The following is a 12573-nucleotide window of genomic DNA, read 5'->3' on the forward strand; positions in this document are numbered from 1 at the left end:
CGCTCTTCGTGCTTCGATCAGAAGTCGAAGTCGTTGATGTCGGCCTTGGTGAAGACCTTCGGCGCGCCGAGCAGGATCTGGCTCTGGTTGACGATCTGCAGCTCGCCGAGGCGGCCGGCCTTGAAGCTGGTATCGCCGGGCTTCAGCGTGCCGTCCGCGACCGCGCGAAGGGCAAGACCCGCCGCATAGCCGAGATCCACCGTCGACCAGAGGATGGTCGACTTGATGCAGTCGCCGTTGACATAAGGCTTCATGGCGTTCGGCAGCGCGAGGCCGACGACGGAGACCTTGCCGCAGAGCTGGCCCTGCTGCACGGCCTCGGCCGCCGCAGGCGTCGCGACGGAGGTCATGCCGAGAATGCCCTTCAGCTCGTCGCCATACTTGTTGATCAGCGTCTGAGCCTGATTGAAGGAGAGGATGTTGTCCTCCTGGGCCTCGACCGTCTCCAGGAACTTCAGCTTGGGATGGCACTTCTCGGCATAGCCGGCCATCTCGGAGATCCAGCGCGCCTGGTTCGGCGTGGTGAAGGTCGAGGTGACGATGGCGAAGGAGCCCTCCTCGCCGATCTCGGAGGCGAGCTGGTCGATCATCGCCTTGGCGACGCCGTTCGGCTGCGCCTGGTTCACGAACCACTGGCGCGCGTCCGGCTCGGCCTCGGCGTCGTAGCCGACGACGTTGATGCCCGCTTCCAGCGCCCGCTTCAGCACCGGCGCGATGGCGACGGGATCGTTGGCGGCGAAGAGAATGCCGTCGACGCCCGACGTGATGTAATTGTCGATGAAGGTGATCTGTTCGTCGATGTTCGCCTTGGTCGGGCCGTCCGTGGTGACGGTCATCGAGCCCGTCTCCTTGGCGGCTTCCTGGATGCCCTGCGCCGTCGAGTTGAAATAGCCGACGCCGACGAGCTTCGGCACGTCCACCACCTTCAGCGGCTTGCCCTTGCGGTCGGGCGCGCCCGTCGGCACGCCGCCATTGTACTCGCCGGGGGGAACGGGCGTGACGCTCGCGTCGCAGGCGAGCGGGTTGGCCGGCTGGTCGTCGCCGCCGGTCCAGGCGCTCTGCGCCATGGCGGGGGCCGAAAGTAGGCTCGTCGAGACGAGCAGGGCGAAGAGCTTGCGCATCGGGGTGTTTCCTCCAGAGGTCCGTGTTTTCGTCGGCCGGCCTCCCGCCGGGACGCTTGCATCCCTCAGTCGTCGGTGAATCGGCTGAGGAAGTTCGAGATGAGGACGGCCGCGATCAGCACGACCCCGATGATGACGATCGTGCCGTCGCCCTTGACGCCGGACAACGCGAGCCCGCTCTTCAGGACCTGGACGAGGCAGAGCCCGACCAGCGTGCCGACGACGAGCCCCCGTCCGCCGAAGATCGAGGTGCCCCCCAGCACCACGGCGGTGATCACGTCGAGCTCGATGCCCGAGCCCATGTCCGAGCGCGTGGTCGAGACGCGCGACACGAAGACGACGGCGGCAAGACCCGAGACGAGACCGGAGGCGGCGTAGATGAGAAGCTTCACGCGCGTCACGTCGATGCCGGAAAAGGCCGCGCCCGCCTCGTTGTTGCCGATGGCGTAGACCGCGCGGCCGAAGGGCGTGTAGCGCAGGACGAAGAAGCCGATGGCCGCGACGCCCGCCAGCAGCCAGAGCTGCGTCGGCAGGCCGAGAACATTGCCCTGGCCGAGCGTGAAGAACCATTTGGGATAGCCGCGGATCGACTGCGCCTGGCTGATCCCTTCGGCCAAGCCGCGATAGAGCGCCAGCGTCGCCAGCGTCGCGATCAGCGGCGGCACGCGAAAGCGCGTGACGATGATCCCGTTGACCACGCCGCAGATCGTGCCGACGACGACCGAGAGGCCCATGGCGACCGGCAGGGGCAGGCCGAGCGTCTTCCAGAAGACGCCGACGAGGATCGCGCAGAGGCCGAGGATCGAGCCGACCGAGAGATCGATGCCGCCGGTGATGATGACGAAGGTCATCGGCACGGCGATCAGCCCGACCTCCGTCATCAGGCGGCCCTGGTTGAGAAGGTTCGCCGAGGTGAAGAAGCGCTCGTTGTTCATCGCCAGGATGGCGAGAGCGACGACGAGGATGAGGGTCAGGATCGCCTCGTGGCGAAGAAGGATGCGAAGGCTCATGGGTTCGCGCTCCTTCAGCCGGACCGGCCGCGCCGCGCCATGTCGGCGAGAACGGTTGCGAGGATGAGAATGCCCTGCACGGCCCGCAGCCAGTAGGCGGAGACGTTGAGGAAGATCAGCGAGGAGCCGATCGCGGCAAAGAGGATCGCGGCCAGCGTCGAGCCGGTGACGGTGCCGATGCCGCCGAGGATCGACACGCCGCCGACGACCGAGGCGGTGATGATGATGAGCTCCAGCCCGTTCGGCACGGTCGACTGGATCACCTGGAGCTGCGTGGCGAAGAGAATGGCCGCGACGCCGGCGATGAGGCCGTGGATCGCGAAGACCTTCACGATCGTCGTCTTGTAGGGAATGCCCGAGGCCTCCGCCGCCTCGCCGTTTCCGCCGACCGCGTAGATCGAGCGGCCGAAGGCGGTGGAGCGCAGGAAGAAGGCCGCCGCGATCGTCATGCCCACCATGAACCAGACCGGCGAGGGCACGCCGAGAAGCCGGAACTGCGCCAGCTGGAACTCCGGCGGCAGGCCGGATATCCAGGCGCCGCCGGTGAAGGTGATGAGCCCGCCCCGCAGGATCGAGAGCATGGCGAGCGTCGCGATGATCGAAGGCACCTTGAGATAGGCGATCAGCGCCCCGAGCCCGGCATTGACGAGGCCGCCGGCGAGAATCGGCAGGAGCCAGGCGAGCCAGACGGGATAGCCGTTGGTGACGAGCAGGCCGGACAGAGTGGCGAGAACGCCGATCAGCGCGCCGACCGAGACGTCGATATGGCCGGAGATGATGACCATCGACATGCCGATCGCGGCGACCGCGATATAGGCGTTGCCGACGAAGATCGTGGTGAGGTTGTTCGTCGAGACGAAGCGCGGATTGATCCAGCCGACGACGGCGAAGAGCGCCACCAGCGCCAGGACGAGGAGGATCTCCTGGCCGGACGCCGAAAAGCGGCGCGAGAGCGTCGGGCCCTTCATGCCGCATGCCCCCGCATCATGGCCGCGCCGACCCGGTCGGACGTCGCCTCCGCACGGGTCAGGATGGCGGACATGCGCCCGCCGTTCATGACGAGCACGCGGTCGCTCATGCCGAGCACTTCGGGAAGTTCGGACGAGATCATCACGATGGCGATTCCGCTCCGGGCGAGCTGGTTCATGAGCTTGTGGATTTCCGTCTTGGCGCCGACGTCGACGCCGCGCGTCGGCTCGTCGAGAATGAGGATGCGCGGGTCGGTCGCCAGCCATTTGGCGATCACGACCTTCTGCTGGTTGCCGCCGGAGAGCTGCGCCACGACCTGTCCCGGCCCCCGCGCGCGGATCTGGAAGCGCTTGATGGCGTCGGCGGCGAGCACCTCCTGCCGCTTGGTGTCGACGACGATGCCGCGCTTCACCCGGTCGAGGATCGCCATGGAGACGTTCTCGCGGATCGACTGCGCCCGCACGAGCCCGTGCTGCGCGCGGTCCTCCGGCACGTAGGCGATGCGCCTGGCGATGGCCTCGCGCACGGAGCGGATCGTCACCGCCTCTCCGTCGATGCGGATCTCGCCCGACGTCGCGGGCGTGATGCCGAAGATCGTCTGCGCCAGTTCCGTGCGGCCGGACCCGACGAGGCCGGCAATGCCGAGGATCTCGCCCGCCCGCACCGAAAAGGAGACGCCCTCCACCTTGCCGGCATGGGTGAGGTCCTTCACCTCCAGCACGGTCTCGCCGAGCGGAATGTCCTCCTTGGGGAAGAGCTGCTCGATGTCGCGCCCGACCATCATCGAGACGAGCGCGGCTTCCGTGACCTCGGGCGTCGGACGCGTTCCGATCGTCTGCCCGTCGCGCAGGACCGTCACGCGGTCGGCAATCTCGAAGATCTCGTTCATGCGGTGGCTGACATAGACGATGCCCACCCCCTCCGCCCGCAGCGAGCGCACGACGTCGAGCAGCCGCTTCACGTCGGCCTCGGCGAGCGCGGCCGTCGGCTCGTCCATGATGAGGACGCGGGCGTTGCGCGACAGGGCGCGGGCGATCTCCACCCGCTGGCGGTTGGCGACGGACAGGCGCGAGACCGGCTCGTCCACGTCGAGATCGGGGCAGTCCAGCCGGTCGAGGATGGCGCGGGCGCGCGTGCGCATCGCGGCCCAGTCGAGGAGGCCGCTCGCCTTGCGCGGCTGGTGGCCGAGGAAGACGTTCTCGGCCACCGTCATGGCGGGGAAGAGCAGAAGCTCCTGATGCACGACCGCGATGCCGAGGCCTTGCGCCTCGCGGGGACCGGAGAAGCGGATCGCCTGCCCGTCCAGCTCGACGCTGCCCTCGTTCGGCTGGTGCGCGCCGGACATGACGCGGATCATGGTCGACTTGCCCGCGCCGTTCTCGCCCATCAGCGCATGGACCTCGCCGGCGCGGAGATCGAAATCGACCCCGCGAAGGACGTGAACCGGGCCGAAGGACTTGTTCAGGCCGCGAAGCGCCAGGATCGGGCCGCCCCCCGGCGAAGGCTCAGTTGACAAGGAAGCCTCCTTCGACCGGAAGCGCCAGACCGTGGAGCATGGCGCTCTTCTCCGACAGAAGGAAGCAGACGACCTCTGCGACGTCGCCGGTCTCGCAGAAGCGGCCGAGCGGCGTGCGCGCCAGCATGGGGCCGCCTTTCTCCGGCGCCTCCCAGGCGACGCGGGCGAGATCGGTCAGCGTGATGCCGGGATTGACCGCGTTGACGCGGATGCCGTGCGGCCCGAGCTCCGTCGCCATCACGCGGGTCAGCCCGTCCATGCCGCCCTTGGAGGCGCAATAGGCGGCGTGGTCGCGAAAGCCGAGGAAGGAGGAGAGCGAGGAGACGTTGACGATCGCGCCGGGGCGCCTGGCGGCGACCAGCGAGCGCGCGACGACCTGGGAGACGATCGCGGTGGCGCGCAGGTTCACGGCCTGGATGAGATCGAAGGACTCGTCCTTCATCTCCAGAAAGGGCTCGAGGATGTTGATGCCCGCGCAGTTGACGAGAAGCTCCGCCGGCAGCGCCGCCTCGGCCGCCCGCCGCGTGGCGCCCGCATCGGACAGATCGACCGCGATGCCGCGGCTGCCGATCTCCGCGCCGAGAGAGGCGAGATCGTCGTCCGACCGCGACAGCGCGACGACGCTCGCGCCCCGCTCCGCCAGCATCCGCGCGACGTTCCGCCCGATGCCCTTGCCGGCGCCCGTCACGAGCGCCGTCTTCCCCGCAAATTCCATCCCCGCCCCTCCCAAGGCATCATGGGTCCGATCGAAACGGCGACCCTCCCGGCCGCCTCCCTTCAGTCGCGCATCCTCGCGAAAGCGCGATCCGTCACGACGGCATCTCGATCCGTCACGACGGCATCTCGATCTGCATCTTCACCTCGCCCTTCGGCGCGCTCGCGGCGAGTTCGAAGGCCCGGACGCTCTCCTCGAAGGCGAAGGTCTTGGTGATCAGCGGCGAGACGTCGATCGCCCCCGATGCGAGCATGGCGACGCAGCGCGGGAAGACGTGAGCGTAGCGGAAGACATGCTCGACGCGGGCCTCCTTCAGCATGGCCGCCGAGACGTCGTAGGCCACCGGCTTCAGCGGCAGGCCGACGAGCACCACGACGCCGCCCGGGCAGAGCGCATCGAAAATGCCCGCGATCGCCCGGTCCGAACCCGCGCATTCGTAGATCACGTCCGCGCCCCAGCCGGCGCTCATGCGCTTTACCGCCTCCGCGAGGTTCTCGCGGGCGACGTTGACGGTCGTCACCTTGCCGAGCCCGGCCGCGATGGCGAGCTTGGAATCGTCGACGTCGCTGACGACCACCTCCGACGCGCCGGCGGCGAAGGCGGAGAGCACGGTGACGAGGCCGATCGGCCCGGCGCCGATGACGACCGCCAGATGGCCCGGCGCGCCCCGCGCCTTGGTCGCGGCATGAACCCCGACCGCCAGCGGCTCGACCATCGCGCCCGCCGCGAAGGACACGGTGTCCGGCAGCTTGAAGGTGAAGGCTTCCGGATGGACGACGCTGGAGCGCAGCACGCCGTGGACCGGCGGGGTCGCCCAGAAGCGCACGGCCGGATCGAGATTGTAGAGGCCGAGGCGGGTCGCTCGGCTCGCCGGGTCGGGCACGCCCGGCTCCATGCAGACGCGGTCGCCGACGGAGAGCGTCTCCACCTCGGCGCCGATCTCCGTCACCGTGCCGGAGGCCTCGTGCCCGAGGATCATCGGCTCCTTCACGACGAAGGGACCGATGGCGCCATGGGTGTAATAGTGCACGTCCGAGCCGCAGATGCCGACCGTATGGACCCTGATCCGCACGTCACGCGGCCCGAGCGGCTCCACGACGGGCAGTTCGCGCAGGCTCAGCCGATCCTTCGCCTCCAGGACCAGCGCCCTCGTCTCGTCACCTGCATCGCGCTTGGCTGCAACACTCATCGCCGACGCCCCCCGACATTCTAGAAGCCCACTTTGGGCGGGAGACTAGTCCGGGAACGGCCCGATCGAAAACGCCTTTTAGGACGAGCTTGCAAACTTTCTTGGCAATGACGCGTCTTCCGGAGCCCTCTCCGGCGATGGTGCGTTGCGGCGAATCTGGTGTGCGTCGCGGCGATAGGCGGAGGGCGTCTGGCGGCACACGGCGAAGAACTGACGATTGAAATTGGCCGTGTTGTTGAAGCCCGCGTCGTAACAGATCTTGGTGATCGGCAGGTCGCTGCCGGAGAGCAGCGTGCAGGCATGCTGGACCCGCAGCTGATTCACGTAGAACGAGAAGTTATGCCCCGTCTGGTGCTTGAAGAAGCGCGAGAAGGCGGTCGCCTCCATGTTGCAGACCTCGGCTGCCTCCGCGAGGCCGAGATCGCGCTGGTAGTTCTCGCCGAGAAAGGCGATCACCCGCTCCAGCCGCCGCGAGGTGACGCTGTGAAGGCCGAGACTCGGCGCCCCGCGCGAGAGCGTCCGGCGCCCCGCCGGATCGGCCGACAGCTCCGCCATCATGTCGAGGAAGAGGATCAGCCGGCGCGGCCCCGCAGCCGGCCCGATTTCGCAAAGTTTTCTGGCACCGCGCCGAGCGGTCTCGCCGATGAACTCGACCCCGAAGGCGCTCTCCGCGATCAGCGCGCCCACCTCCGCCAGCTCCGCAAAGCCTTGGGACAGCGTGTCCGCGAAACCCTGGCCGAACTGCACGAGCATGTCGCGGTCGCAGACCCGCTCCCCCGGCCCGATCGCGCTGACCCAATTGTGCGGCAGGTTCGGCCCGGTCAGGACGAGGCTCCCCGGCTCGAACGGGCCGACATGGTCGCCGATCATCATCTGCCCGCTCGTCGCCTGGATCAGATGCAGCTCATATTCGGGATGGCGGTGCCACTTGGCCAGATGGTGCGGATGGTCGTGGACGGCCCAGCGAAAGGACTCGCCGGGGCCGCAGATGACGACCTCGCCGGCCGGATGCGGCCCGCTAGCCATCGATCACACGGGGTTTGCGAAGGGCATCGATGGCGACGAAGGTGAAGAGGCCCCGCGTCACCTGCTCGGTCTCCTCGCTCTCGCGCGAGCGGCGCCAGGCCTCGACCGAAATCTTCATCGAGGTCCGGCCGACCGAGACGACGTCGGCATAGAGGCTGACCTCGTCGCCGACGATCACCGGCTTCAGGAACTGCATCGCGTCGATCGCCACCGTCGCGCAGCGCCCCCGCGCACGCCGCGCCGCAGCGGCCCCCGCCGCGAAATCCATCTGCGCGAGCAGCCACCCGCCGAAGATATCGCCGGCCGGATTGGTGTCGGCGGGCATGGCGATGGTCCGAATCGTCGGCGCGGACAACTGCCGGTGCTCCATCGCGGACACATCTTCCATGTTTAGAACGCCTCTCGTGTACCCCATCCGATAGGGCCGCAAACGCCCGCCGGCCGCAAGGGCGGAACACGAGGGAAAAACGAGAATCCGACGGGCCTCACGCCTTCGACGAAGCGAACGGCCCGAAACGCTTCTCCGTTGAATAAGGTAGCACCAAGAGCTACCTTGCAAAGATGATCGCTTCCGCGAAGCCGACGAGGGCTTTCAAGACCCGCTGGTTCTCCAAGGCCGCAGCGAAGGCGCGCATTGCGGACGAGGAGCTTTGCGAAGCGGTGGCCCAGGCGATGCTGGGGCAGATCGACGATCTCGGCGGAGGAGTCTTCAAGAAGCGCCTCGACAAGAACCGGCACCGCAGCATCATCCTCGCCCGGGGCGGGCGAAACTGGTTCTACACCTATCTTTTCGCCAAGAAGGACAGGGACAATATCGATGCGGACGAACTCGCCGCCTTTCGCGACCTTGCCGACATCTACGCCGCCAAGACGGAGGAGTCGCTGCTCAAGGAGCTGGCGGCAAACGAACTGACGGAGATCTGCCATGACGACGAAATCCAAGTTCAAGAGTGACGCCTTCGAGGCGATCCACAGCAGCGCTGCCGGCATGTTCCGGGCCGGCACGATCGACAAGGCGACGATGCGGCATTTCGACGAGTCCTGCCTGTCCGTTCCACGAGCCATCGAGCCGGCCGAGATCAAACAGCTTCGCGAAGCGAACCATGTCAGCCAGCCCGTCTTCGCCCGCTATCTCAACACAAGCGAAAGCACGATCGAGAAGTGGGAGACCGGCGCCAAGAAGCCGAGCGCCATAGCGCTGAAACTCCTGTCCATCGTGCAGAAGCACGGGTTGCAGATCCTGACTTAGAGCCTAGAGCCTCGGACGGTCGGCAGAGCATTCTGCGGGACCGAGCGGATCGACCGCCCCGGTCTCTTCGATGACTTTCAACGCCCTGCCAGCGCACCGCCGACGAGGGTGAAGGGGCTCGCGATGGCGGCGCCCGCCGCGTTGAAGACGTAGGCGCCCGCCTGGCGCAGGCCGTTCGGCTCGCCCGCGACATCGGCCGTGGAGGCATAGACGCTGGCGAAGGCGACGAAGCGGTCGTGGTTCAGCCGGTCGCTTGCGCTCAAGGTGGAAATGTCGACGATGCGCAGGTCGAAGCGCCGCGCGATTTCCAGCGATCGGGGGTCCTGCACGTCGATCGCGCCGATGCGCGGCCGCCCGCCGGCGACGCGGCTGGAGACGGCCAGCGCCCGGTCGTCCTGCGAGACGAGGATCATCAGGGGGCGCTTCATCGACCCGAGCGTCTCCATCTGCGTGCGGAAGACGTCGACGTCGATGTCGGGCGCGGCCAGGACCACGTCGAGCCCGGCAAGGACTGGGTCGTGCTTCAGGAGGCGAAGCTGGCGGAGGGACTCCACGACCAGCCAGCCGCCCATGCTGTGGCCGATGAGGGTCGTCTTGCGAACGCCCGGCACCTCGTGGACGGTTGAAAGCAGCTTGACGAGATGGTCGCGCGAGAAGGTGACGGCGTCGCGGTCGGCGACGTAGCCGGTCACGGCCGCCTCCGAGGGCCAGGAGAAGAGGACCGGAACCGTGCCCCCGCCGGAATCGGAGGTCAGCTGCGCGAGCCGGAAGAGCCCTTCCTGCAGGCTGTAATTGTAGCCGTGCACGAAGACGGCGACCTCGCCCGGCTTGCCCTCGACCGAAGCGGGCGAAGCCTTCGCCACGCGCGTCGCGAGCCCGTTGCGGAACTCGGCCTCGGTCAAAGGACGGCGCCGCACCGTGGCGAAGCTCTTGTCGGGACCGGGCTGTCGCTCGAACCATTCGACCCGGCCGGACTCGTGGCCCGGCGGGATGGAGATCGTGAACTCGGCATAGGCGAGATCCCGCGCTCGGCCGCTGCCGAAACCGGCATCCGGCTTTCCGTCGGACGGCCCGAGCCGCTCGCGGTCGGTCGCCACATAGACCGTCACGAGCTTGGCGCCGGGAACGCTCGCCTCGACCGGCACGAGCGCGATCGAGCCCGGCCGCGTCCCGCAGCCGGCCAAGGAGAGCGCCAGGGCGAAGAGGAGGCTCGCCGTCAAGGCGAGGCGGCAGCCGCAGGCAGCGAAGGTCGTCATCGGTCCGATCCCGTTCGGCTCCGCCCTGCGGAGAGGTCGCGCCGGAGCGATGCCCCCGAATTGGCACGCGCACAAGACGGCTCACGGCTTTTCCAAGTGGTCCGCCATCACGCTTTCGCGGGACCGTGCCTTGAAGACGGCATCGGCGTTCCGCGCCGGGCGCCCTCTGGAACGGGCGCGAAATCCGACTATGGTCCGCCTCGCAGACAGACCCCGGAGGAGGAAACGGGCATGATCGAAGGAAAGACCACCGGCCGTAGCAGGCGCATCCGTCTCGGCATGGTCGGCGGCGGGCAGGATGCCTTCATCGGCGCCGTCCACCGCATCGCCTCGCGCATCGACGACCGCTACGAGCTCGTCGCCGGCGCCCTGTCCTCCACGCCGGAGCGCGCCGCGCGCTCGGCCGCCGCGATCGGTCTCGATCCCGAACGCTCGTACCCGGACTTCCAGACCATGGCGACGGCCGAGGCGGCCCGCGCGGACGGGATCGAGGCGGTTGCGATCGTCACCCCGAACCATGTCCACATCCCCGCCGCCAAGGCCTTTCTGGAGGCCGGCATCCACGTCATCTGCGACAAGCCGCTGGCGACCTCGCTGGAGGAGGGCCGCTCCCTGGAGGAGGTCCTCGCCCGTTCGGGCGGCGTCTTCGCGCTGACGCACAACTACACGGGCTATCCCCTGGTGCGGCAGGCGCGCGCCATGGTCGAGGCGGGAGAACTCGGCCGCATCCGCATCGTCCAGGTGGAATATCCTCAGGACTGGCTGGCCGAGAAGATCGAGGAGACCGGCCACAAGCAGGCCGAATGGCGCGCCGATCCCGCGCGCTCAGGCGCTGGCGGCTGCATCGGGGATATCGGAACCCACGCCTTCAACCTCGCCGAATTCGTGACCGCCGGAACGGTCCGCGAGGTCTGCGCCGAGATGACGACCTTCGTGGAAGGGCGCCGGCTCGACGACGACATCCAGATCCTTCTGCGCTTCGACGGTGGCGCGAAGGGTTTTCTCTGGGCGAGCCAGGTCGCGCCGGGCCACGAGAACGGCCTGAAGATCCGCGTCTACGGCGAGAAGGCGGCGATCGAATGGGTGCAGGCCGATCCGAACCGCATGATCTTCTCCCCCCTCGGCGGCAACCAGGAGATCGTCACGCGCAACGGCCCCGGCGCCAACGCGGCGAACAAGCGGGTCTCGCGCATCCCGGCCGGCCACCCCGAGGGCTATCTCGAAGGCTTCGCCAATCTCTACACCGAGATCGCCGATGCGATCGCGGCCGCGCAAGCCGGAATGGCCCCACCTCCGGACGTGATCTACCCGACGCTCGCCGACGGCCTGCGCGGCCTGTCCTTCATCGAAGCCTCCATCCGTTCCTCCAAGGCCGGCGGCGTGTGGACGGCCATCTGAGAGGACCCAATACATCAGGGCCGGTCTCTTCCCCTTCGGCGGAGATCGGCCCCGTCGGTGGAGATCGGCTCGTCTCGGCCTCCCGTCCCGGTTGACACCCGAACGCCGCTCGTCCAGGGTCGCCGCATTCCGAGGGGCGCACTTCCTGCAGTGCTGAGATGGCGTCGAGCCAGCACCCTTGAACCTGATCCGGGTCATGCCGGCGTAGGAACGGGAATGGGCTGAGGCCCCCTCACCTTCTTCGCACGCCGAACACCCGCGATCGTCATGGATGCGGCGGGCGGATGATCGAGGCAGGAACGGCGGAATTGAACGGCGGACGCGAGCGGCGCCTCCGCGCGCCCTGGCGAATGCCGGCCGGGCGCGGCGTCTCCATTCTCGGCGCGACGCTGCGCGGCATCCTTGCCATTGTCCTGATCTGGCTTCTCGCGCTTCTCGCGCTCGACCCGCCCCCTTTCATGCTGCCCTCCCCGTGGAGCGTCGCCGAAACGCTGGTGGCGCGGTACGATTTCCTCCTGCGGCAAGCCGCCGTCACCACGCTCGAGATCGCGCTCGGCCTCGTGCTCGGCACCGCGACCGGCGTAGCGGTGGGGCTCGGCGTCGTCATGGTGCCGCGCTTCGGCCACCTCGCCTGGCCGCCGATCCTCGCCATCCAGGCCATGCCCGTCTTCGCCATCGCGCCGCTGCTCGTGCTCTGGTTCGGCTTCGGCCTTGCCTCCAAGGTCGTGATGGCGGCGCTGATCCTCTTCTTTCCCGTCGCCTCCGCCTTCGCCGACGGCCTGCGCCGCACCGATCCCGATCTTCTCGACGCGACGGCTCTGACCGAGGCCTCCCGCTGGCAGGCCTTTCGCCATGTGCGCATTCCGCTGGCGCTGCCCGCGCTCGTCACCGGCCTTCGCGTCGCCGCCCCGCTCGCTCCGCTCGGCGCGGTGATCGGCGAATGGGTCGGCGCGTCCGGCGGCCTCGGCTTCGTGATGATCCAGGCCAACGCCCGCATGCAGACCGATCTCCTCTTCGCCGCCCTCGCCATTCTCGCCGTCCTGACGCTGGCCCTGCGCGCCCTCGTCGATGCCCTTGCCGCCCGCCTGACCCCCTGGGCGCCCGAAACCCGCTAGCCTTCGAAA

Annotated in this window: 13 protein-coding genes and 1 riboswitch; of the genes, 4 read left to right on the forward strand and 9 right to left on the reverse strand. The window is 68.2% G+C overall.

Going from position 1 to position 12573, the window contains the following annotated elements:
• Nucleotides 1-17: 17 nt before the first annotated feature.
• From ASG62_RS00455 to ASG62_RS00490, 8 genes are all read right to left on the reverse strand, one after another.
• Nucleotides 18-1121, reverse strand: coding sequence for a substrate-binding domain-containing protein (locus ASG62_RS00455; protein ID WP_056694789.1), 1104 nt, complete (start codon nt 1119-1121; stop codon nt 18-20).
• Between the two features lie 65 nt (nt 1122-1186).
• Nucleotides 1187-2131: an ABC transporter permease gene (locus tag ASG62_RS00460; protein WP_056694787.1), complete on the reverse strand. Its 945-nt coding sequence runs from the start codon at nt 2129-2131 to the stop codon at nt 1187-1189.
• A 14-nt stretch (nt 2132-2145) separates the two neighbouring features.
• Nucleotides 2146-3099 (reverse strand): ABC transporter permease, encoded by a 954-nt coding sequence (locus ASG62_RS00465; RefSeq protein ID WP_056694785.1) that lies wholly within the window; start codon nt 3097-3099, stop codon nt 2146-2148.
• On the reverse strand, nt 3096-4616 hold the full coding sequence (locus tag ASG62_RS00470) for a sugar ABC transporter ATP-binding protein (RefSeq protein WP_056694782.1): 1521 nt from the start codon (nt 4614-4616) through the stop codon (nt 3096-3098). The genes ASG62_RS00465 and ASG62_RS00470 overlap by 4 nt, the downstream gene beginning before the upstream one ends.
• Entirely contained in the window at nt 4606-5331 is a 726-nt protein-coding gene (locus ASG62_RS00475; protein WP_056694780.1) for an SDR family oxidoreductase, read from the reverse strand. The genes ASG62_RS00470 and ASG62_RS00475 overlap by 11 nt, the downstream gene beginning before the upstream one ends.
• 115 nt (nt 5332-5446) lie before the next feature.
• A complete protein-coding gene (locus tag ASG62_RS00480) occupies nt 5447-6520 on the reverse strand; it encodes an NAD(P)-dependent alcohol dehydrogenase (RefSeq protein ID WP_056694778.1) in 1074 nt (357 codons plus the stop codon).
• Nucleotides 6521-6598: 78 nt separating this feature from the next.
• Complete coding sequence (locus ASG62_RS00485; RefSeq protein ID WP_082537204.1) at nt 6599-7546, reverse strand: helix-turn-helix domain-containing protein; 948 nt, start codon at nt 7544-7546, stop codon at nt 6599-6601.
• Nucleotides 7539-7934, reverse strand: a complete 396-nt coding sequence (locus ASG62_RS00490; RefSeq protein WP_056694775.1) for an acyl-CoA thioesterase — start codon at nt 7932-7934, stop codon at nt 7539-7541. The genes ASG62_RS00485 and ASG62_RS00490 overlap by 8 nt, the downstream gene beginning before the upstream one ends.
• Nucleotides 7935-8107: 173 nt before the next feature.
• Here ASG62_RS00490 and ASG62_RS00495 point away from each other — a divergent pair, with 173 nt between their 5' ends.
• Nucleotides 8108-8500 (forward strand): type II toxin-antitoxin system RelE/ParE family toxin, encoded by a 393-nt coding sequence (locus tag ASG62_RS00495; protein WP_200944685.1) that lies wholly within the window; start codon nt 8108-8110, stop codon nt 8498-8500.
• Nucleotides 8472-8795, forward strand: a complete 324-nt coding sequence (locus tag ASG62_RS00500) for a helix-turn-helix domain-containing protein (protein WP_056694773.1) — start codon at nt 8472-8474, stop codon at nt 8793-8795. The genes ASG62_RS00495 and ASG62_RS00500 overlap by 29 nt, the downstream gene beginning before the upstream one ends.
• A gap of 77 nt (nt 8796-8872) precedes the next feature.
• Here the strand turns inward: ASG62_RS00500 and ASG62_RS00505 are convergent, their stop codons facing one another.
• Nucleotides 8873-10051, reverse strand: a complete 1179-nt coding sequence (locus ASG62_RS00505; RefSeq protein ID WP_056694771.1) for an alpha/beta hydrolase — start codon at nt 10049-10051, stop codon at nt 8873-8875.
• A 231-nt stretch (nt 10052-10282) separates the two neighbouring features.
• Here ASG62_RS00505 and ASG62_RS00510 point away from each other — a divergent pair, with 231 nt between their 5' ends.
• Together ASG62_RS00510 and ASG62_RS00515 are read left to right on the forward strand one after the other, a co-directional pair.
• The gene (locus ASG62_RS00510) at nt 10283-11449 is read left to right on the forward strand and encodes a Gfo/Idh/MocA family protein (protein ID WP_056694768.1); all 1167 of its coding nucleotides are present in this window, start codon (nt 10283-10285) and stop codon (nt 11447-11449) included.
• A 122-nt stretch (nt 11450-11571) separates the two neighbouring features.
• Nucleotides 11572-11677: riboswitch (TPP riboswitch) on the forward strand.
• Nucleotides 11678-11799: 122 nt separating this feature from the next.
• On the forward strand, nt 11800-12564 hold the full coding sequence (locus tag ASG62_RS00515; RefSeq protein ID WP_056695022.1) for an ABC transporter permease: 765 nt from the start codon (nt 11800-11802) through the stop codon (nt 12562-12564).
• Nucleotides 12565-12573: the final 9 nt, after the last annotated feature.

It is taken from the genome of Aureimonas sp. Leaf427 (genome assembly GCF_001425485.1).
Taxonomy (GTDB): domain Bacteria; phylum Pseudomonadota; class Alphaproteobacteria; order Rhizobiales; family Rhizobiaceae; genus Plantimonas.